Raw genomic sequence first — 21,112 nt, 5'->3', positions numbered from 1 at the left:
GGGCGCGGAGTCGCGGTTTGCCGTAAATTTCCGCCTCTGGTGGGGGTGGTGGTTCATCCGCAGGGCCTGCCGACCACGGGCCTGCATGTAAGTCAGTGTTGCTAGACTCACTCTGTAATCCCCTTCAGCCGCCGCAGTAGATCACGGCGCAATTCTTCCTCAGCCTTTAAAGTATGGCTTCGGATGTCAGGGTCGATCCGCAGATTAATGGCGAACTCCACGATCTCCAGGAGGACGTCAGGCGGCAGGGCTTCGCATTGAACAGTCGAGGTATCATTGAAGCTCCTGCGGTCCGTCTTCTTTGGTGGCGCGGTAGGCAGATCGTATTGATCACGCTGGTCGGGAGTTACGGCCAGTCGGGTAAACGTGACATCTCCACTAAGGTCGTCAATGAACGCTTGTACGTCCTCCTGGAGAGACGAAAACATATGCACGCCAGACGGGTCGTAATCCCCAACATGCAATACCTCGGTGTGCATCTGGGCGGCGAAGACGTTGGCCATGTTGTGTTTGGTGGTCGTGGAGTCAAAGCCCCCGCTACTCGCAACAGGGACGCCATAGTTGACTGTCACGCCCTCTAACATGGGCTTCATGCCCTGCGCCTCGCACCAGACAATCAACCTCGAAGCCTGCCCAGCCTGCCGGTCAACATTCAAATTACCGGCATGGCGTAAATACACATCAATCACTTCATCGGCGTTGCTGTATGTCGGGATCGATGTCAGGTAAAAACCGTCATCGCGGATAACGTCCATTTCCAGCAGGCGAGCGCGGCGGGCGCGGTTCAATGTCTCACATAGCCGCTCATACCCTCGCTCGGTCTTTTCGTAAAAGTATTCAACGACCAGCCGGTAGAATATCTGGCGGATGGTCAGCGGCAGGACATTACGGTACTGCCACAGAATCGCGTTGATCTGTTCCAATAGCTCCCTGGTGCCCTTGTGCGGCGACCAGTCAACGAAACCTCTCGGGCGCGTAGTCTTCATAATGTCCGCAGCCAAGTGTTGGCTGCCCTCCGTCCGGCGTTGCCTTTCCGGTGCTGTGCTGGTTCCGCGTCCATTGCCACTATCCACTGGGCTATGTACTCCCGCAGGGCCTCGTTCCGCGCGGTGGTGGCTCTTGGCAGGTGCCAACTCAGAAAAGCCACATCTTCCGGCAGCACCTGCAACCCGAGACCAACAAGGTGTTCACGGGTGATGGGGGCGGCGGCACCTTCATCTGACTTGGCTATCGTTCTTTCTGGTGTTACAGGTGTAACAAGTGTTACAGCCAGTGCTGGCACGGGTTTCGGCGTAACACCTGCCCATCGCGATGGTGTTACAGGTGTTACAAGCTCGCCCGACCGAAGCCGGGCCAACACATCATCCAGCGCCATTACTCACCCCCAAGCCGGGCCGGGTTGATTTCGTAAAGGCGCAATACTTGGCCGCCTACACGGTGCGGCCTGGAGCTTTTGCCGTCCGCACCTTCAGCCAGGGCACCGACACTCTGCAATGTCTCTAGGGCCCGCTTGAAGTCGAAGCTAGCCACGGCCTCGCGCATCGCGGCAGTGTTGAACAGATACCGGCGCCCCTTGTCTGTATCCCGCCACCAGCCGGCGCGGTTTTGAACGGCTCGGTTGTCAGCACCATCTGCATCGGAAAAGCGTCCATCCCCGTGACGCTCGATGAACTCTGCCATCTGAGCCATTATCTGCCCGCGCTCGGACGGGCCGCAACCTCGCGCCTCCTGCCATCGCGCCAGAGCATCCACAGCGGCGGCGGTAGCCTCATCCTCTGCCCAACCTGTAATGCCGTACTCAGTCGCCAACTCGCCCGCCAGGGCAATCAAAGCCAGCCTTGCGGCACCTCGACGTTGTTGTCCGTCCTCAACAGTGAAGCCGGGCGCTTCCTTGAATTGCTCCAAATAGGCGGCAAAGTCGCGCTTGTCGCGCGTCAGGCGATCCAGAAAAGCCCGGCCTGCATGGCCGTAGTGCTTTGCGGCAGCAGTCTTTAGGGCATCCGATAGCGCAGCCCCGCTAGTGTGCCCGTGCAGGGTGTCCCATGCGCCATAGGTGCGGCTGGTGGGAATATCCAGCAGCCGGACACCTTGCCCGGCCTTTGCCTTGTGGCCGCCCTCCTGCATGGCGGTGGCTATCGTCCGCTCCCCGTTCGAGAGAATCAGACAGCGCCAGCGTTTGATGGCACGCGCGCTGCCGCTCCGGCTGGCTCTCTGCTTGCCCTGCCCATTACCTAGGGCGTAGACGATAGCGCCCACCTCTCTGGGGTCGCACTCGCTGATTTCATCCAGCGCCAGCAGGCCGTCATTCAGTATGGCGGCGGCACCCTCCATGCCGTTAGAAGTGGCTCGCCAACTACGCTTGAAGGTGGGGCCACCCCAAACAGAACAGGCTGCCTCGATTGCAGCAGTCTTGCCGGTGCTGCTATCCCCTACCAGGTGCAGCCCGCCCGACTCAGCGTTGCAGCGTCTCAGCAGGGGGCCAGCGAAGGCGGCAGATAGCGCCAACAACAACAGCGGGTTGCCCCCGGCCAGGGCCGCCACGGACTCCCGCCACCCGTCCAGCGTCCCAGCGGTGGTGTATTCGTCTGCCTGGTGCTCGCCCGACTGGAATACCACTCTAGCGGCGTCCGGGCCGATGACTACATCGGGCAATACAAACGATTCACCCGACCAACCAACCTGAGTGGCGCACTGCATCCGCACTTTTGGGGTGGTGGCTGTAAGATACTGAGTTAGGTATGCCCGGACCTGGGGATCAAGCTCTAACCCCATCTTCAACAGCTCCGCCCGCAGCTCTCGCCCATCGCCTGCTAACAGCTCCATGGGCATAGCCCATTGACGCCAAGGTCCGGTGGTGGGCTTGAAGCGCAGCAGGCGCCCGAAGTTGTTGTTTTGGTCATCGTGCGTAACCGCGTCAACGACCAGCGGGCCGCATACCCATGTATCCACCAGAGTGCTGGTGCCGCCCGACTCCTTCATCGTGAACCACCAGACACCAGGCCGATACCGACGGGACTCGCCATCGGTCCAGTCATTGAATGCCCGGAAGCATGGCCGGGCGCTTTCATCCGGTGGTGTTGTAACACCTGTAACACCTGTTTCACTCGCTGGTGTTACGGCTAGAGGCGCGTCATTGCTGGTTGTAACACTTGTAACACTTGTAACACCTGCTTCGGCAACAGTAGAAGTTGTGTCAGGCGGTAATTGCTTTGGCTGCATATCAGTAGCGAGGTTGGCCGTAGTCATCGCGGCGCCCTCCCACAATGCGCTGTATCGTTGAAGTCAGTGCAGGTGCAGTCCGGCGCCATGCAGCAGCTAGGCCATGTCAACGAACCTTGCACCAGCCGGGCGGCCTCAGCGCCTGCCGTCATACCGGGGTTGCCGGGCGTCTTGTGATCGTTGTCAGCAGCGACCACCAGCGCCAGGCGCGGACGGACTGCCCGGATAACCTGGGCTACTGATTTAAGGTTGCCAGCGTTCATTGCGGCGACCACGGGCAACCGCAGGGTGGTGGCAATGGTGGCTGCCGTTGCCCAGCCCTCGGCAATGTAAAGCTCACCCGCCTCCGGCAGCTCCCGCCCGAACAGGGCAAAGCATCCGGTGATTCTGCCGCCCTTCAGGAACCGCTTGCTGCCGTCTGGGTGGATTCGCTGGATATTCACCAGCTCCCCGGCCACGGTGCGCATCGACACCAGCAACACATCCCCGCGCTGCCGCAGGCATAGGGCTGGAATTCGTTTTGAGACTAGATAGGGGTGATCGACAGTGGCTCGCCTGCCGTCACGCCACAAGGCGCTGGCGCGCTCCGCAGTTTTCTGGTGTGCGTCGATACGCTCCTGGTCCCGTTGTGCTCTGGCGGCACGGAAGGACGCCTGTATGCGGGCCTGCTCTGCCGGGTCCAGTTGTTGCCGTAAATCCTGCCGCCAAGTGAAGGTGGCGCCCGTCCGCCAGTTGCCGTACGCCCCGGCGGGCCTAATATCCAAGTACAGAACGTACCAACAGGCGCGGTTGCCTCGCTTGCCGTCCGGGCAGTCGAACCGGTATATTTTGCTGTCTGGTATCGGGTCCACGGTGGCGCCCATGTTCTGGGCTATGGCGCCAGCAAAGGCGCGCACGGGATCAGTAGTGGTGGTAAAATGACCTTGGCTGTATTGGTTGGCGCCCTGTGCCGGGGCGCCCGCTTTTAAATTCATACGGCACCCTCCAGCTCGATCACCTCATCCATTGCCTCCCACCCGTGGACGGTTTCAACCTCGATGTCGAACATGGTCACGGGCATAGTCTTGGCCACTGCAAACCAGTTTGTATGCTTGGCGCCTTCAGCCTTGCCGGCTCGCTCCATATGTTGGCGTTCACGCCTACAGATCCCAGCCGCACGGCAAGCGTCGCGCCAGGGCAGTAGGTCGACGGTATCAGCCTTCAGCCGGAAGCGGACGTTACCCACAACTTCTCGCTGCTCGACCTGAGACAATAGCCGCGCTCGCCCGCCAGGTAGTTGCAAAAGCTTCAAAGCGGTAGGTTCATAGTCCCTCGCCCTGGATAGCCACAACAGGGGTTGCTCTCCTGGGCTGCCGCCAGCGGCGGATGGCTTCAGGTAGCCAGCTTCGAGAATAAGGGGTAGCTTTTCGCCGGTAGTGTAGTGATAAAAGTAATTCATGCGGACTGGCCTCCGTCACGCTCAGCGACTCGGGCTGCAATCCAGGCATCAATCTCTGACTCTAACCAAGCTGATGCCCGAGGGCCGATTTTTATTGGCGCTGGGAAGGTTTTGTCAGCTACCCCGGCATAAATTGAGCTGCTACCTAACCCGGACTTGGCTTTGACTTCGGGTAGCCGCATAAGTCTGCCGTGAGGGTTTCTAGCTGATGCTGCATCTGTCATATCTGGCTCCATGTTGCAATATGGGGGCCAGCCGTATCAAAATGACGGACCCCTGCTAGGGATAGGGGGGGCAACAGGTTTGATTGGCGTCTGAGCTGTTGCCTCCCCGCACTTCTTTACTCGCTGTTAACTCTGTAGTTCACTCCTTACATCCAACAATGTCCGCAATGATCCAACAAATCGGCGGGCATGGAAAAGCTGTTTTTCTTTTTAATTGGGGACTTCCCCAAATAATTATCACGGATGGTAGAGCGGGCACTTTGTGGTGAAGGTATTTAGTTGTTGTGCCATGTTCACACCTATTTGCAGAGGGGGGCATTCGCCCGCACATCTTTGGACGCATGCGGCTTTACATGGCAATGTACTAGTACCCCATTACAGGGGGCGAGGAAGAATAAGTGGGTTATTCGTCCGCGAGGTCGGGGTGTTTCGTTTTCCAGTCACGATAGCCCCGCAGAAAAGTCTCAGGATCGGTATGTCCCTTACCAGCCATTTCGCGCTCTTGTCGCAAAAATACGGTGGCCAGTGCTTCCAATGAGAACGGCTTTCCGGTTACCTCGAACAATCCGCGCTCTCGTCTTACCGTATCGTGGAAAAATAGAAAACGTTGCTCTCGTCTTGAGCGTTTTGCGAAGTTGCCGGCACGTTGAACAGCAGGCCCGAAGAAAACTTGTTCCAGTGTGAGCGCGCCGCCGGCGATCAAGTACAATTCAAAGGCTTTGGCGATGGCCAATAGTATTTCTGGCGTCGGGTATCTGCCGTATCCTATTACGCTATCCAGATAAGCATGCACGGTAGTGAGGTTCTTAAAGTTGGGAATCTCATTGTCGGACTCGCGCTCCCTCTTTGCCGTCTCTCCGCGCAGTGCTGTCCACTCCCGCTCTAACCCCTGCAGTACCTCGAATGGGCAACATTGGGAAAAGTTGGATTCTGGAAGTGGCTCGATTGTTGGTAGCTCCGAGTACCCCAGCCAGGGCGTCGCCTCTGCCATCAACGCTAATATGGTGGGCGTGTCCTCGGGACTCCTAAACCGTTCTTGTATCTCAGCCAGCCAGTCTGATGAACAAAAGACATTCGGCTCAACGGCGCCGACTTCTATCAAGGCTGCGGCGCTCTCCACTTCGTATCCATTGTGGTCCATAACTGTGTCAGCTAGCGTGTCTTCCCCCAACGCGCGCAGTTCCTCACGCTCTTTCGCCAACAGGCTTGGTTCAAAGCGGTACCAGCTCAGCGGATTCTTGGGCATAGCGCACATCCCTCAGTGCATCCCTAGGTGAAGGTTGCAGCGCCAGGCCGCCAGGGTCGCGGCTTTTCGGGGGCCATCCTAGGCGCTGCAATTCGACTACTTGCGAAACTGCCCCACTACCACATTACCGGACTGAGCTTGTACCTTCACGTTGTCCAGGTAGTCCGCCCAACCCTGCATCATCTCTGCCCGGCCCTCAAGGTGACTGGTCCGGTTGTAGGCTCTTCCATTGGCATCCTTTACGGCGTGGGCTAACTGGTGTTCGATCCAGTCCACCCGATACCCCAACACCTCATCGAGCAGGGTGCGGGCCATCGCCCGGAAACCATGCGGGGTCATGGCGTCGTTGTCGTAGCCCATTGTCCGCAGGGCGGTGCGCACACCATTTTCAGATAGCTGCCGACTGCCGCCACGGGCGCTGGGGAATACGTACCGGCCCCGGCCAGTCAGACGGTGCAGTTCACGCAATATTTCCAGAGCCTGCCGGCATAGGGGAACAACATGGGGTTGCCGCATCTTCATCTTGTCAGCGGGTAGCTCCCAGCGTTCAGCGTCCCAGTCGATTTCCCCCCACTCCATAGCCCGTATCTCTCCCGGGCGTTGGAACAGCAGGGCAGACAGTTGCAGTGCAGCCTTGACCACCGGCGTACCCTGAAACCCATCAATAGCCACCATCAGGCGGCCTACCCCGGGCGGGTCGATAATGGCGGCATGGTGCTTTGTGCGCTTGGGCTTCAATGCGCCCTTGAGGTCGCCAGAGGGGTCCCGCTCAGCGCGCCCGGTGGCGACGGCATAGCGGAACACTTGCCCGGAGGTTTGCTTGGCGCGGTGGGCTATGTCGTTGGCTCCCCGGGCCTCGATACGGCGCAGGACTGCCAGCAGTTCCGGTGCGGTAATGCCCGCGATAGGACGATTGCCAAGGTGTGGGAATAGGTCCTTTTCCATTATGCGGCGGGTGCGCACACTGTAGCTTTCGGACTTGCCGGGCATAATCTGGTTGAACCACTCCCGGGCCACGGCCTCGAAGCTATCCGCTGCCGCTTGGTGCTTGGTCAGTTTCTCGACCTTACGCACCTCGCCAGGGTCGATACCCTGGGCCAGCCTGTCACGGGCCGCCTGGTGCCGTTTCCGGGCATCCGCCAAGCTAACGTCAGGATAGGTGCCCAGCGCCAACAGTTTCTCTTTACCGGCAATGCGGTACTTGTAGCGCCAGCGTTTACCTCCGGCGTTGGTCACCAGGAGGAACAGTCCACCCCCGTCCGCCAGCTTGCGGTCCTTGTCACCTGCTTTGGCCTGTTTCACCTCGGTTGCAGTCAGCTTTCCCATGCCGCGCTCCTTCCCCTGGGGGTATCCAATTTGGGGGTACGCGCTCCGGGGGTACGCGATATACCCCCGTATGTACCCCCACTTTTGGGGGTATGCCCCCGGTTATTAATGGACGCTTACGGACTGAGTATAGACAATAAAGCAAAAAAAAGCCCTGAGAACAGGGCTTTAGAAATATTAACGGATGTTGCTGGAGAGGTATTTGGTCGGGACGGCAGGATTTGAACCTGCGACCACCACACCCCCAGTGTGGTGCGCTACCAGGCTGCGCTACGCCCCGAGAAGTCGCTTGTCGCGAGGCCGGCATTATACTGAATGGGGCCCTGAAGACAAACTCTATTTAACCGGGGCCAGTACCTTCAGCACGTCCTCAAGCTCTTCGATGGTTTCCTTGAGCACGGCCTGTATGTCCAACTGCAGGGGATCGGGCTCTTCCGTGGTCATGCGCTGGCGGGCGCCGCCGATGGTGTAGCCCTGGTCGTACAGCAGGGTGCGGATCTGGCGAATGGTGAGGACATCTTCGCGCTGGTAGTAGCGGCGATTGCCGCGCCGCTTGACCGGCTTCAGCTGGGGAAATTCCTGCTCCCAGTAGCGAAGAACGTGCGGCTTGACCGCACACAGCTCACTGACCTCGCCGATGGTGAAGTAGCGCTTGCCCGGGATCGCCGGCAACTCGTTATTGTGACTCGGTTCCAACATATTCTTCTACCCGTGCTTTCAGCTTTTGCCCCGGGCGAAACGTGACCACCCGACGTGCAGAAATTGGAATTTCCTCCCCGGTCTTGGGATTGCGACCGGGACGCTGGCTCTTGTCGCGCAGGTCAAAATTGCCGAAACCGGACAGCTTGACCTGCTCGTTGCCCTCCAGGCTGGCGCGAATCTCCTCGAAGAATAGCTCAACAATCTCCTTGGCTTCCCGTTTGTTGAGCCCGAGCTCTTCAAACAGGCGCTCGGCCATTTCGGATTTTGTGAGAGCAGCCATCGTATCTACAGTGCCTGGTTCCTGAGCTCAGCGTTATAGTTTTTTTCCAAGGAATCAATCACTTGATCCATGGCCTGGTTCACCACTTCGTCACTTAGAGTGCGTGATTGATCCCGGAAAGTCAAACCAAATGCAAGACTTTTTCTTTTAGGATCAATGCCTTTCCCTTCATAGACATCAAACAACCTTAACTCACGCAGGTAAGCTCCCGCCGCTGCGGTGACATTCTGCATCAGGGTAGCTGCAGGCACGGATTTGTCCACCAACACCGACAAATCCCGGCGAACCTCGGGGAAGCGCGACAATTCGCCAAACGCAGGCAGCTCGCCTTCCAGCAGGGCATCCAGGTCCATTTCGCAGGCCAGCACCGGACCATTGATGTCCAGCGCCGCGAGCACCGCCGGGTGCAGAGCGCCGATCCGGCCCACCACCTGCCCCGTTCGGGTTATTTCAGCAGTCTGGCCCGGGTGCAGGGCGGGGTGCTCGGCCGCGCGGAAGGCAAACTCGCCCTGGCAGCGCCCGAGCCCCAGCAGGCTTTCAAGATCGCCCTTGAGATCGTAGAAATCAGCGGCCGCGGACGCCACTGACCAGGACTCCGCAAAGCGCTGGCCACTGATCATCATCGCCAGGGTGGGCACCTGTCGCAGCCCCGCCAGGCCCGCTCCCGGGGCGCCCGGAATAAAGCGCAGACCGGTCTCGAACAGGCGCACACGGCTCTGCTGGCGATGGGCGCTGCGCTGGACCGCGCTGGCCAGGCCGGGCAACAGGCTGCTGCGCATCACCGCCATCTCCGCGGAGATCGGGTTCTCCAGGGCAACAGGGTCCACCGCCGGGTCGAACAACTGCTGCAGCCTGGGATCGACAAAGCTGTAGGTGATCGCTTCCCGGTAGCCGCGGGCACAGAGGTGGCGACGCAAACTGCGCAGGGACAGGCGCGACTCGGGTTTCGGGGGGATGACGAGAGCGGCCTGGATATGGCTGACCGGCAGGCGGTTATAGCCATACACCCGCGCCAGCTCTTCCAGCAGGTCGGCCTCGATACTGATATCGAAACGCCAACTGGGGACACTGCAGAGCCAGCCTTCGGCGGTTGCGGTCACCCCGAGGCCGAGCCCGGTCAGGATCCGCTCGACATCCGCATCCGCCAGCTCGAAGCCCAGCAGACGGGGAATGCGCGCGCGACGCAGCGCCACGTCCGGGCGCACGGGCAGTTGCGCCTCAGCTACGGCCTCGATCACCGGACCGGGCTCGCCGCCTACGATATCCAGCAACAGACGGGTGGCGCGTTCCAGGGCGCTGCGTTGCAGCCGGAAATCCACACCGCGCTCGAAACGGTGGGAGGAATCCGTGTGCAGGCCATAGCTGCGAGCCTGCCCCGCCAGGGGCCCTGGGGCAAAGAACGCCGATTCCAGGAACAGGTGGCTTGTGCCCTCGCCCACCGCAGTCGGCTCACCGCCCATGATTCCGGCCATCGCCACCGGACCGCCATGGTCGGCAATCACGAGCGTGTCGTCGCGCAATTCGGCAGTCTGGCCATCCAGCAGTGGCAGGCTCTCGCCCGCCTGCGCGGTACGCACCACGATGCCGCCCTGCAGCCGATCCAGATCGAACGCATGCATGGGCTGGCCCAGTTCGAGCAGGATATAGTTGGTGACGTCCACCACCGCATCGATGCTGCGCAGGCCGCAGCGGCGCAGTTTTTCCTGTAGCCACAGGGGTGACGGGCGCGAAATATCGATATTCCGGATGACCCGGCCGACATAGCGCGGGCAGCGCTCCGGCGCCTCCAACTGCACCTGGAAGGTGTCCTCGACCGCGGCGGCCACCGGTTCGCAGCTGACCTCGTTCACCGGCAGGCCGTTCAGCAGGCCGACCTCGCGGGCAATGCCGGCGATGCCCAGGCAGTCGGCCCGGTTCGGGGTGAGGCCGATTTCAATCAGGTGGTCATCCAACTGCAGGTAGTCGCGCAGATCGGTTCCCACGGGAGCATCCGCCGGCAGCGCCATCAAACCTTCACTGGCGTCGGAAAGGCCCAATTCGGCCTCTGCGCAAAGCATGCCCTGGGACTCGACGCCGCGCAGCTTCGCTTTCTTGATTTTGAAGTCCCCCGGCAGTACCGCGCCGACCCGGGCCAAAGGTGCTTTCAACCCCACCCGGGCGTTGGGCGCGCCGCAGACAATCTGCACTGTATCTGCGCCCATGTTGACCGTACAGACGCGCAGCTTGTCCGCATCCGGGTGCTGTTCGGCGTGGGTGATTTCCGCTACCACCACACCGCTGAAGGTGCCGGCCACCGGCTCCAGGGCATCCACTTCCAGGCCGGCCATGGTGAGCTGGTGGGCCAGTTCGTCGCTGGACAGCGGCGGATTAACCCACTCGCGCAGCCATTGTTCGCTGATTTTCACTGATCTGTCTCCGTGGTCTACTAGAACTGCTCGAGGAAGCGCAGGTCATTTTCAAAAAACAGGCGCAGGTCGTTGACGCCATAGCGCAGCATCGCCAGCCGCTCCACCCCCATGCCGAAGGCAAAGCCGGTGTAGCGCTCCGCATCTATGCCCGACGTCTCCAACACCCGCGGATGCACCATGCCGCAGCCCATGACTTCCAGCCAGCCGGTCTGGCTGCACACGCGGCAACCCGAGCCACCGCAGTTCACGCACTGGATGTCCACTTCCGCGGAGGGTTCGGTGAAGGGGAAATAGGAGGGCCGGAACCGCACCTCCAGATCCTTCTCGAAGAACACCCGCAGGAAATCCTCAATCAGGCCCTTCAGGTCAGCAAAGCTGGAACGCTCGTCCACCAACAGGCCTTCGACCTGGTGGAACATGGGCGTGTGGGTCAGGTCCGAGTCGCAACGGTACACCCGCCCCGGACAGATCACCCGCAGCGGCGGCTGGTTGTTCTCCATCACCCGCACCTGTACCGGCGAGGTGTGGGTTCGCAGCACCGTGGTCGGGTCGACATAGAAGGTGTCGTGCATGGCCCGCGCCGGGTGGTGGGCGGGAATGTTGAGGGCCTCGAAGTTGTGGTAGTCATCCTCGATCTCCGGACCCTCCACCACCTCAAAGCCCACCGCGCCGAAGAAATCCTCCATGCGCTCGATGGTACGGGTCACGGGGTGGATGCCGCCAGTGCTCTGGCCGCGCCCCGGCAGGGTAACGTCAAGCGTCTCCCGCGCCAGCTTCTCGGTGACCGCCGCCGCTTCCAGCACCGCCTTGCGCTCGGCAATCTGGTCCTGCAGCTCCTGCTTGGCCACGTTGATCAGCGCACCCGCTGCCGGGCGCTCCTCGGCCGACAGTTTGCCCAGGCCCTTGAGCAGCTCGGTGACACGGCCTTTCTTGCCCAGGAAATCGACCCGCAGCTGTTCCAGCGTGGCGCTGTCGTTGGCGGCGGCAATCGCGGCCTTGGCTTCCTCGGCGAGGGGTTTCAGGTTTTCCATCTGTTCGATTCCGCTGTCAATGTCCTGGTGGACGGGGATAATATAGTCCCGAGTCCGTGCGAGCTGGATTCTTCGTTCTTACGCCGCCTCGAGCGACCAGGGTGGGGGTTTCGGGACTCGCCGTGAATACGTCCATGTAGGCTCGTATCGCGCATCCATGCGCTCAACGGTCCCGAAACCCCCACCCGGGTGGGGGTTTCGGGGCGCGCCGTGAATACGTCCATGTAGGCTCGTATCGCGCATCCATGCGCTCAACGGTCCCGAAACCCCCACCCTGCCCCCTCGAGGCTCCCTTCAGTGCCACATCCGCCACTGGTCGGCCATACAAGCCACTGCCACTACCCTCGTGCCAGACCCACCACCCCCAGCAAATTCTTGTTTGGTGCCTCTTCAACGCGCCGAAGGTAGTCCGGCGCGGGCGGTGGGGGCCTGGCCGGACCGTCGGCGGCCATGGACGGCCGCCGCCGAGCCTACACGGACGTACTTGCGGCGTGTCCGGCCAGGTCCCCACCGCCTGCCCGGACGACAATTCACTGCCCAACCAAAAACCAAACAAAAAAGGGAAAGAGCAGTGCCCTTTCCCTTTCGTGGTCTTGCAAATGTAGCCAGCGATCCGCGCCGAAGCGCGGCCAGGGTGGGCTCAGGCCAGTGCGGCCTTCGCTTGCTCCACTATCGCTGCAAAAGCCGGCTTGTCATGCACCGCCAGGTCCGAGAGGACGCGTCGATCCAGGCCGATTTCGGCTTTCTTCAGGCCATTGATCAGGCGGCTATAGCTGAGGCCGTTGGCGCGGGACTGGGCGTTGATACGCGTGATCCACAGCGCCCGGAACTGGCGCTTGCGCTGACGGCGGTCGCGGTAGGCGTACTGGCCTGCCTTGGTAACAGCCTGCTTGGCTACACGAAACACACGGCTGCGGGCGCCATAATAGCCCTTGGCCTGTTTCAGGATTTTCTTGTGACGGCGATGAGCCGTAACACCACGTTTTACGCGGGGCATAGTCTTCTCCTAATACTGGATGATAACCGTCAGCAGGCCCGCAACATGCGGTCTACGTGCACTTTGTCACTGGCGTGGACCATGGAGGTCCCGCGCAGTTGACGCTTGCGCTTGGTGGTCATCTTGGTCAGGATATGGCTTTTGTAAGCGCTCTTGCGCTTGTAACCGCCAGCCGTTTTCTTGAAACGCTTGGCAGCCCCGCTGTGAATTTTCGCTTTTGGCATCGTCAGATACTCCGCATTGGCATCAATTAAAAGTGAAGAAAAAGGGCATTCACGGGCCCTAGCTCTTCTTCCTTGGTGCGATCACCATAGTCAACTGTCGCCCTTCCATTTTCGGAAATTGCTCGACACCGCCCAATTCGGCCAGATCAGCTTCTACCCGCTTGAGTAGCTCCATGCCGATTTCCTGGTGAGCCATTTCACGACCGCGAAACCGCAGCGTGACCTTGGCCTTATCGCCTTGCTCCAGAAAACGCACCAGGTTGCGTAGTTTTACCTGGTAGTCTCCTTCCTCCGTCCCTGGACGAAACTTCATTTCCTTTACTTGTGTCCGCTTCTGCTTCTTCTTCTGCAGATTCTTCTGTTTCTTGGCCTCGAACACATGCTTCCCATAGTCCATCACCTTGCAGACCGGGGGCTCTGAATCAGCTATCAACACGAGGTCCATGGTGGCCGCTTCCGCCGCCGCCAGTGCCTCTCGCAAAGACACAATGCCTACCTGTTCACCGTCGGCGCCAATAAGGCGCACCGGGTCTGACGTAATCTGGTCATTGATCAGGGCTTTCTTGGAGGCGCCCTTGCCGATATCTTTCTTAATGCTGATTCTCCAATGCAATACGGCCGCGACGTGCCACATCGTCCGCGAGCAGCGCTGCCAGCGCGTCCAGGCTCAATGAACCCAGGTCCTCGCCACGACGGGCCCTCACGGCCACAGTCTGTGTTTCAACCTCTTTATCCCCCACCACCAACAGGTAGGGAACCTTCTGAATTGTGTGCTCGCGAATTTTAAAGCCGATTTTCTCATTTCTCAAGTCCGAATGGACCCGAAAGCCTTTGTTTTTCAAGGAATCTTCCACAATCCGGGCATATTCGGCCTGTTTGTCGGTAATATTCAACACAACTGCCTGGTTCGGGGCCAGCCAGGTGGGGAACACGCCCTCGTAGTGTTCGATCAAAATTCCGATGAAACGCTCAAAGGAGCCGAGGATGGCCCGGTGCAGCATAACCGGCACCTGCCGCGAGCCGTCTTCCGCCACATACTGGGCGCCGAGACGGCCCGGCATGGAAAAGTCCACCTGCATCGTACCCAGCTGCCAGACCCGGCCGATGCAGTCTTTCAGGGAAAACTCAATCTTCGGGCCGTAGAAAGCGCCCTCCCCCGGCAGTTCCTGCCAGGGCAGGCCATGGGCGTCCAGAGCCTGTGCCAGCGCCTGCTCGGCCCGGTCCCAGTCGGCCTCCGAACCGACCCGCTGTGCCGGACGCGTCGACAGCCGATAGATAACTTCGCTGAAGCCGAAATCCGCATACACCGCGTGCAGGAAGTCGATGAAGCTGGCAACTTCAGGCTGGATCTGGTCTTCGGTGCAGAAGATATGTGCATCGTCCTGGGTAAAACCACGCACCCGCATGATCCCGTGCAGGGAGCCCGAGGGCTCGTTGCGGTGACAGCTGCCGAATTCGGCCAGGCGCAGCGGCAGCTCCCGGTAGGACTTCAGGCCCTGGTTGAACACCTGCACGTGGCAGGGGCAGTTCATGGGCTTGACCGCGAACTGGCGCTCCTCGGACTGCAGTGTGAACATGTCGTCGCCGAACTTGTCGGCGTGGCCGGAGCGCTCCCACAGGGACATGTCCACCAGTTGTGGGGTGCGGATCTCCTGGTAACCATGGGCACGCTGAGCCTGGCGCATGTATTGCTCGATGACCTGGTACAGGGTCCAGCCGTCCGGGTGCCAGAACACCATGCCCGGCGCCTCTTCCTGGGTATGGAACAGCCCCAGCTTCTTGCCGATCCGGCGGTGGTCGCGCTTCTCCGCCTCTTCGATCCGGGTCAGGTACTCCTGCAACTGCTTCTTGTTGGCCCAGGCGGTACCGTAGATCCGCTGCAGCATCTCGTTGCTGGAATCGCCACGCCAGTAGGCGCCGGCCACCTTGGTCAGCTTGAAGGCCTTGAGCTTGCCGGTGTTGGGCACGTGCGGGCCGCGGCAGAGGTCCATCCACGGACCCTGTTGGTAGAGGGAGAGCTCTTCACCCTCGGGCAAGTCCTGGATAATCTGCACCTTGTAGTGCTCGCCCATGTTGCGGAACAGCTCGACAGCACGTTCGCGGCTCATTACCAGACGTTCCACCGGCAGGTCATCCTCGACGATCTGCTGCATGCGCTGCTCGATCTTTTCCAGGTCTTCCGGAGTGAAGTGGTGGCCACTGGCGAAGTCGTAATAAAAGCCGTCCTCAATCACCGGGCCGATTGTCACCTGGGTGCCGGGGAACAGTTCCTGCACCGCCATCGCCAGCAGGTGGGCGGTGGAGTGGCGGATGACCTCCAGGCCAGCTTCGTCGCGCTCGGTGATGATGGCCAGGCTGGCATCCTGCTCAATGACATGAGAGGTATCCACCTCGCGACCGTTGACCACGCCGGCCAGGGCGGCCTTGGCGAGGCCGGGGCCAATCGCAGTGGCTACATCGTGTACGGAAACGGCTTGGTCAAAGTGGCGCTGGCTGCCGTCAGGCAGGGTAATCGCGGGCATGCGCTTTCCTTTTGTCAGTGGTGGCCCCTACTAAAGGCCACGTGAGTCAGCTGCAATCAGGGATCGGGGGCTGAGGTTCGTGGTTTTCCCGAACCGGTAAATTCAGGGCGCGCAGTATAGCACAGCTGGCGCTTCAGCTGACAAGTACGCTGACCAGCAGCAGACTGACCAGGGCGAAGAAAAAGAGGAAGCAATAGCAGAGCCAGAGCCAGAAGCCCTTCCACACCGTCAAGCCCCAGGACTGCCCGTAGACCGCTCGCAGGGACAGCAGAAAGTAAATCGGCACCCAGAGCAGCAACAGGGCTTCGACCATTCCCAGCAGTTCGCCCAGCCACTGCAGGGGCGTGCTCGCGGCCACCGATAATCGGCGGTCCCCCACATCCAGCCCGATCAGCAATAGTACCGTCAGGAACAGGAAGGCGTGCCCGTGCAGGGCGTGAATAAGGTGTTCCACGTAATAGCGACCGGTGAAGGGATAGACCAGCTTCATCAGCAGCGCCAACAGCGGCACCAGTAGCAAGGTGGTCTGGGGGATGTTTTCCAGCAGGTCGCTGAGAAAATCGTCCGGGTCTTCGCTGATCTTGGCGATACTCTTGCGCAGCCGGGCTTCCAGTTGTCGATTGTTCGTCTCCGACAGCCAGGGCACATCGACGGTCAGCTCTCCATCAGTAAAGTTGACACCTGAACTCCGGGGCTCCGGCCCGGCAGGTTCAGCTTCGGCGGTGGCGGGGTCATTACCGGCCGAAGGCTGCTGGGCAGTGTCGCGGCCGGCCGCGCGCGCGCCGCTTTGGAGTATCGTTTCCAGGCGATCCAGCTGCTCTTCGATTTCGGCGCGCTGCGCCGGATCCAGTTCCTCGAGCCGCTCGTCGGCCATGCGCGTTCCGAGCTGCTCGCGCTGCTCCGGACTGAGCTCACCGTTCAGCGTCAGCACCCCGCCGGGACCGACCACCAGATCCCGGTCACTGGTGACATTCAGCAGCCAGATCGCGAAAATGCACACCAGGCTGGTGAACAGGAAGAGGCGTAGCGGTGGCACAAAACGCTTGCGCCGGCCACGCAGGTAGGCGTTGGTGAGGAATCCCGGCCGCGTCAGCAACGCCACCAGCGTGCGCATGGCGCGGGAGTCCAGGCTGATGGTTTCCTGCAGGAACTCTACTACCAGGGTCCCGAAAAACCGGACCACCGGTTTGGCAGGCTGACCACAGTGGTGGCAATAGGGCCCCAGCAGGCTGGCCCGACAGTTCTGGCACTGCGCCTGCGCGCCGGCAGGCTCCTCCTCGGTCATCCCGTCGCCCCCGTTTTTTTGCCATAACATACACGATCCAGGCGGCTGTGGGGAGGGCGAGGCAGGGGCAGCGATACTCGGCAGAGTGCGCTATAGTTCAGGGGGAAGGCAGTCACTGAAGGAGAGTCCATGAGCACCTGGCTACTTGTTGCCAACGCCAGCCGCGCCCGGCTGTTTGCCACTCAGGCGCGCCCCCGCACCCTCAACCTGCTGGAGGAATTCACCCATCCCCAGAGTCGGGAGAAAAATGAAGACCTCAGTTCCGACCGGCCCGGGCATTTCCAGACCACATCCCAGGGCATGGAGGGCGCCAATCGCGGAGCCTTCGCGGAGCCTACCAACCCCAAGGATTATGAGCACGAGCGCTTCGCAGCGGAGCTGGCCCAACACCTGAATGAAGGGCGTACCAGGAACCGCTACGACAACCTGATCCTGGTGGCTTCGCCGCACTTCCTCGGCCTTTTGAACCAGCAATTGAACGAACACGTTGCCAGGCTGGCGACGGTACATGTCAGCAAGGATTATACCGCCCTGGATGAAGAGGACCTGGTCGCGAAGCTGGACCCGCTGGCGTGAGTGGCCCCAGGCGACGCACTGGTCGCCTTGCTGAAGCCATAGACCGCCCGGGCCACAACCACAAAGCGCAGCGGACCGTTTGCCGCCACGCTGGCGAAGGGATAACAGGTAACCAGCAGCAGGTGCGGTCTGTCCACCGGTGGCGGGTCCAGGCGTTCAACGCGACTGTCCACCACCCGGCTTGATTGCACCTGGTAATCCCGCAACTCCCCATCTGGCAACTCCAGGGATAGCCGCACGCCGGGCACGAGTGCCCCGAGGAACCCGAAATGAGTGTCGCGATGCCCGGCCAGCACGGTCCAGTTGCGAGCACCGCCGGCAAACGCCTCGTGCATCCCCGGCCCAAAGGCCAGTGCCTGGCCGCTGGTCCCCGCCAGCACATACTGCTCCACTTGCAGACCCGGCACCCGCAAACGGGCGACCGGCCAGGTGTCGGCCCAGGGCCATGGCTTCTGAGCCACACCGGTGGCAGCGGATTCCAGCCAGGCCCGGCCGAGCAGCTGCTGGGCCAGCAGCGCCTTGCCGTGGATCCAGCCGGCGCCCGCCAACTGCCAGCCCGCGAGCAGCAACAGGCCCGCAAGCGCGAGGTGGCGCACCCGCCTACCGAGGCTGATCGGGAACACGGTCCGCCTCCGGGCCGCGCATGACCCAGAACAGCAGGGCGATGAACAGCAGCAGGCAAGCCAGGAACAGCTTGGCCGCGGCGGTGGTTGCCGTTTGCGGGTAGGCATAAGCCTGCGGGCTCTGGCCCCGCGGCCGGGTGCCGGGCACCGCAACCGATCGCAGGGGTATGCCCTGGGGACGAGACACCTGCTGCTCGACGGCGACGAAACTGGTATAGGGGCTGAGCAGCCGATGGGGCAGCGCTACCGCCAGCACCTCAGCGCGTACGCTGTCCTCATGCCGGCCCTGGTAGCGTTGGTCGAGGATCTGCTCAATACGCTCCCGCGCCCACAGACTGGCCACGCCGGGCGCGCTGGCCGCGACCTCGTCGCCAGCTTCCAGAGCCAACGCTTGCTGCCAGGGCAGCCCTGCAAGCTCGCCCGAAACCCTGATCACGCCGGGCTGCGGGGGCATATTGAAGCGCACCAGCCGCAGCAACGGTGCACCGGCGTAGAGGTCGGGAACCGGACCGCCGGCATCCGCCACCGCCTGCGGCCACTCCACGCTGATATCTGTCAGCATCGGGGCGGCCAGGTACTCCAGCAGGAGCCCTACCCGGGCGCTGATCTCCGCATGGTCGCCAATCCGCAGATGGCGGCCGCGTCCAAGCTGCGCCGCCTTGCGCAGAAACCAGCTATTGGGCGCGGAACCCAGCCCCAGTGTAAACAGACGGCTGTCACCCAGCTCTGCGACGATGGTGTCGATGATGGCCTGCTCATTGCCCACTGCACCGTCGGTCATGAAGACCACCTGGCGCAGTCGGCCGCGGCTGTCGTCAGCAGGCGAGGAGGCCAGTGCCCGCCGCAGTGGTGGCAGCATTTCGGTACCACCGGCCGCGCGCAGTTCACTGATAAATATCCGCGCCCGCTTCAGTGCCAGTCGATCGACCGGCATGGCATCGGCAAACAGCGTCCGGTAACTGTGATCGAAAGCGATAATATTGAAGCTGTCCCCGGGCCGCAGTCCGTCCAGCGCCGCGACCAGACTTTCCCGCAATTGCTGAATGGGGACGCCGCCCATGGAGCCGGAGGTGTCGACCACAAAGACCAGTTCCCGCGCCCGGTTTTCCAGGTTTTCGGCCAGGGCGGGCGGCACCACCAGCAGCAGGCCGTAATGCTCCCCGGCCACCTTTTCCGTGAACAATGCAGCTTGCGGTCGACTGCCGGTAGCCGGCTCCCAGCTGAGGACAAAATCCCGATCCATTTCACTACTGCCCCGCGCCAGCTGCAGATGGTAGCGGCTGCCGTCCCGGCGCAGACGCATCTCGTGGTAGGGGCTATCGACCCGGGCCAGCGGCATTCCCGGGTCAAGCTCAACCGCAATGGTCAGCGGATTCAGCGGTGCGGCATCGGAGCCAGCCCGGGGGTGCTGCAGGGTTGCCAGCAGCGGCGCATCAGGCACTTCGTCTGTCCAGAGGAAACGCCCAAGATAGTCGGGCAACGGCAGGGGATCAGTACTCTCCGGCTTGTCGCCAAGTGGACGGCCCGGGATATAGCGCGCCGTCAGGGTCATGGGCAGGCGCAGGCTGAACACCCCCGCTGTGTAATTCACCGGCTGCACAAACTCCAGCTTGACCGCGATGGTCTCGCCAGGGGCAAGGTTGGCAATGCGGTTGCTGAAAAGATTGGGGCGCTGCTGTGCCACCAGGCTGGCCTTGCGGCCTGCATCCCGGGCCGCTGTGTACACCGCCTCGGCCTCATGTCGCTCGCGGATCTCGCCCACAATCCGCCGCTCACCGACTCGAATTTCCAATGCTCGCACTGCGGCCTCCCCCGGCAAGGGAAAGGTATAGACACCCTCCGCCCATTGCTCGCTGGTGTTGCGAAAACTCTGCTCCAGAGTAACCACCGCCACCATGCCGGAGATGCTCACCTGCACCGCGCTGCGTTGCATCAGCGCGGGCGCGGGCGGCAGACCGGGGCTGTGCAACATTAGTTCCCCTGCCCCCGGGACATCATCTGCCGCCCGCGCCACGCTGGCATTGAGCAGTATGCAACTCAGCAGGCAAACCGTCAGTGCCGGCAACAGCCGGAAACAGAACCACAGGCCAGGCGCTACCGGGCGCCGCCTGGGCAAGGAATTGAGTCTGGATCTGGTGGTGTTCACGCTACTCTCCCGCAATTGAAGACGAGAGTATTGAAGCGCTCGGGGCTGGCAATGCGGTGGCGCTGGTGTGGCAGGGTGCTGCGCAATCATGGCGAATTGTGGCAGCAGCTTGAGTGCATCCCGGGATTCTGGAACCATGGCGGCTTTCCGGGCCCCGGTACCAGTCTGCATGCCCCACCATATTGCCATTGTCGAAGACGAAGCCGCGCTGGCAGCGAATTACCGCGATGCCCTGCAGCGCCAGGGATTCCAGGTCTCCGTGCACCGGGACCGGCAGAGCGCCAGCGCTGCGTTCCTGCGCCAGCTGCCGGATCTCGCCATCATTGACGTCGGCCTGGGGGACGATATCGAGGGCGGGTTTGAGCTCTGCCGCGAACTGCGCAGCCAGTCACCGGAGCTGCCCATCGTCTTCCTGACCGCCCGGGACAGCGAGCTGGACATCATTTCCGGCCTGCGCCTGGGCGCGGATGACTACCTCACCAAAGACATCAGCCAGGCGCACATGCTCGCCCGCATCGTGGCCCTGTTTCGCCGGATGCGGGCGTTGCGGGAACCGGAACTGCGCGAGCACATCATTGCCCAGGGGGCACTGACGCTGAACCTGGAACGGATGACCGCACACTGGCAGGGGGAGCCCGTGCCGCTGACGGTCACCGAATTCTGGATGGTGCACACCCTCGCCCGCCACCCCGGCCACGTCAAGAACCGGCAACAACTGATGGAGAGCGCCAACGTGGTCCTTGACGACAACACCATCACCTCGCACATCAAACGGGTCCGGCGCAAGTTTGAAACCCTCGACCCTGGTTTCGGCGCGATCGAAACGGCCTATGGCATGGGCTATCGCTGGCGCGGTGACTGACCT

20 protein-coding genes and 1 tRNA gene are annotated in these 21,112 nt (G+C 61.5%); 2 read left to right on the top strand and 19 right to left on the bottom strand.

What is annotated here, in order from left to right:
* Nucleotides 1-107 precede the first annotated feature (107 nt).
* From Q6D67_RS11405 to Q6D67_RS11325, 17 genes are all read right to left on the bottom strand, one after another.
* Complete coding sequence (locus Q6D67_RS11405) at nucleotides 108-923, bottom strand: hypothetical protein (RefSeq protein WP_304705732.1); 816 nt, start codon at nucleotides 921-923, stop codon at nucleotides 108-110.
* A gap of 451 nt (nucleotides 924-1,374) precedes the next feature.
* Nucleotides 1,375-3,219, bottom strand: a complete 1,845-nt coding sequence (locus Q6D67_RS11400) for a DUF927 domain-containing protein (RefSeq protein WP_304705739.1) — start codon at nucleotides 3,217-3,219, stop codon at nucleotides 1,375-1,377.
* A 23-nt stretch (nucleotides 3,220-3,242) separates the two neighbouring features.
* Complete coding sequence (locus Q6D67_RS11395) at nucleotides 3,243-4,193, bottom strand: toprim domain-containing protein (RefSeq protein ID WP_304705731.1); 951 nt, start codon at nucleotides 4,191-4,193, stop codon at nucleotides 3,243-3,245.
* Complete coding sequence (locus Q6D67_RS11390) at nucleotides 4,190-4,657, bottom strand: hypothetical protein (protein WP_304705730.1); 468 nt, start codon at nucleotides 4,655-4,657, stop codon at nucleotides 4,190-4,192. The genes Q6D67_RS11395 and Q6D67_RS11390 overlap by 4 nt, the downstream gene beginning before the upstream one ends.
* Nucleotides 4,654-4,839: an AlpA family transcriptional regulator gene (locus tag Q6D67_RS11385; protein ID WP_304705738.1), complete on the bottom strand. Its 186-nt coding sequence runs from the start codon at nucleotides 4,837-4,839 to the stop codon at nucleotides 4,654-4,656. Before Q6D67_RS11385 ends, Q6D67_RS11390 begins: the two co-directional genes overlap by 4 nt.
* Before the next feature lie 445 nt (nucleotides 4,840-5,284).
* Nucleotides 5,285-6,127 carry a hypothetical protein gene (locus tag Q6D67_RS11380; protein WP_304705729.1) on the bottom strand — a complete coding sequence of 281 codons (843 nt, stop codon included), beginning with the start codon at nucleotides 6,125-6,127 and terminating at the stop codon, nucleotides 5,285-5,287.
* Nucleotides 6,128-6,223: 96 nt separating this feature from the next.
* The gene (locus tag Q6D67_RS11375) at nucleotides 6,224-7,453 is read right to left on the bottom strand and encodes an integrase arm-type DNA-binding domain-containing protein (RefSeq protein ID WP_304705728.1); all 1,230 of its coding nucleotides are present in this window, start codon (nucleotides 7,451-7,453) and stop codon (nucleotides 6,224-6,226) included.
* A 203-nt stretch (nucleotides 7,454-7,656) separates the two neighbouring features.
* A tRNA-Pro gene (locus Q6D67_RS11370) sits at nucleotides 7,657-7,733 on the bottom strand.
* Between the two features lie 56 nt (nucleotides 7,734-7,789).
* Nucleotides 7,790-8,152, bottom strand: a complete 363-nt coding sequence (locus tag Q6D67_RS11365; RefSeq protein ID WP_304705727.1) for a MerR family transcriptional regulator — start codon at nucleotides 8,150-8,152, stop codon at nucleotides 7,790-7,792.
* A complete protein-coding gene (ihfA, locus tag Q6D67_RS11360; RefSeq protein WP_304705726.1) occupies nucleotides 8,130-8,435 on the bottom strand; it encodes an integration host factor subunit alpha in 306 nt (101 codons plus the stop codon). Before ihfA ends, Q6D67_RS11365 begins: the two co-directional genes overlap by 23 nt.
* Nucleotides 8,436-8,440: 5 nt before the next feature.
* On the bottom strand, nucleotides 8,441-10,840 hold the full coding sequence (pheT, locus tag Q6D67_RS11355; RefSeq protein ID WP_304705725.1) for a phenylalanine--tRNA ligase subunit beta: 2,400 nt from the start codon (nucleotides 10,838-10,840) through the stop codon (nucleotides 8,441-8,443).
* Between the two features lie 20 nt (nucleotides 10,841-10,860).
* Nucleotides 10,861-11,874 (bottom strand): phenylalanine--tRNA ligase subunit alpha, encoded by a 1,014-nt coding sequence (pheS, locus tag Q6D67_RS11350; RefSeq protein WP_304705724.1) that lies wholly within the window; start codon nucleotides 11,872-11,874, stop codon nucleotides 10,861-10,863.
* Nucleotides 11,875-12,514: 640 nt separating this feature from the next.
* Nucleotides 12,515-12,871: a 50S ribosomal protein L20 gene (gene rplT / locus Q6D67_RS11345; protein WP_163493897.1), complete on the bottom strand. Its 357-nt coding sequence runs from the start codon at nucleotides 12,869-12,871 to the stop codon at nucleotides 12,515-12,517.
* A gap of 29 nt (nucleotides 12,872-12,900) precedes the next feature.
* Nucleotides 12,901-13,095, bottom strand: a complete 195-nt coding sequence (gene rpmI, locus Q6D67_RS11340) for a 50S ribosomal protein L35 (protein WP_163493898.1) — start codon at nucleotides 13,093-13,095, stop codon at nucleotides 12,901-12,903.
* Between the two features lie 58 nt (nucleotides 13,096-13,153).
* The gene (gene infC / locus Q6D67_RS11335) at nucleotides 13,154-13,729 is read right to left on the bottom strand and encodes a translation initiation factor IF-3 (protein WP_370551953.1); all 576 of its coding nucleotides are present in this window, start codon (nucleotides 13,727-13,729) and stop codon (nucleotides 13,154-13,156) included.
* On the bottom strand, nucleotides 13,686-15,617 hold the full coding sequence (gene thrS / locus Q6D67_RS11330) for a threonine--tRNA ligase (RefSeq protein WP_304705723.1): 1,932 nt from the start codon (nucleotides 15,615-15,617) through the stop codon (nucleotides 13,686-13,688). The genes infC and thrS overlap by 44 nt, the downstream gene beginning before the upstream one ends.
* A gap of 133 nt (nucleotides 15,618-15,750) precedes the next feature.
* Nucleotides 15,751-16,932: a DUF3667 domain-containing protein gene (locus Q6D67_RS11325; protein ID WP_304705722.1), complete on the bottom strand. Its 1,182-nt coding sequence runs from the start codon at nucleotides 16,930-16,932 to the stop codon at nucleotides 15,751-15,753.
* A 99-nt stretch (nucleotides 16,933-17,031) separates the two neighbouring features.
* Between Q6D67_RS11325 and Q6D67_RS11320 the strand changes: the two genes are divergently transcribed.
* A complete protein-coding gene (locus tag Q6D67_RS11320; RefSeq protein WP_304705721.1) occupies nucleotides 17,032-17,478 on the top strand; it encodes a host attachment protein in 447 nt (148 codons plus the stop codon).
* Here the strand turns inward: Q6D67_RS11320 and Q6D67_RS11315 are convergent.
* Both Q6D67_RS11315 and Q6D67_RS11310 read right to left on the bottom strand, forming a co-directional pair.
* The gene (locus tag Q6D67_RS11315) at nucleotides 17,424-18,101 is read right to left on the bottom strand and encodes a class GN sortase (RefSeq protein ID WP_304705720.1); all 678 of its coding nucleotides are present in this window, start codon (nucleotides 18,099-18,101) and stop codon (nucleotides 17,424-17,426) included. The two genes, Q6D67_RS11320 and Q6D67_RS11315, sit on opposite strands and share 55 nt — an antisense overlap.
* Nucleotides 18,079-20,247, bottom strand: coding sequence for a marine proteobacterial sortase target protein (locus Q6D67_RS11310; RefSeq protein WP_304705719.1), 2,169 nt, complete (start codon nucleotides 20,245-20,247; stop codon nucleotides 18,079-18,081). The genes Q6D67_RS11315 and Q6D67_RS11310 overlap by 23 nt, the downstream gene beginning before the upstream one ends.
* Before the next feature lie 169 nt (nucleotides 20,248-20,416).
* Between Q6D67_RS11310 and pdsR the strand changes: the two genes are divergently transcribed.
* Nucleotides 20,417-21,109 (top strand): proteobacterial dedicated sortase system response regulator, encoded by a 693-nt coding sequence (pdsR, locus tag Q6D67_RS11305; protein WP_304705718.1) that lies wholly within the window; start codon nucleotides 20,417-20,419, stop codon nucleotides 21,107-21,109.
* Nucleotides 21,110-21,112: the final 3 nt, after the last annotated feature.

Source organism: Haliea sp. E1-2-M8, from assembly GCF_030649675.1.
Lineage (GTDB): Bacteria > Pseudomonadota > Gammaproteobacteria > Pseudomonadales > Halieaceae > Haliea.
The sequence above is the reverse complement of the archived record's forward strand: the minus strand, read 5'-3'. Positions and strand labels throughout refer to the sequence as shown.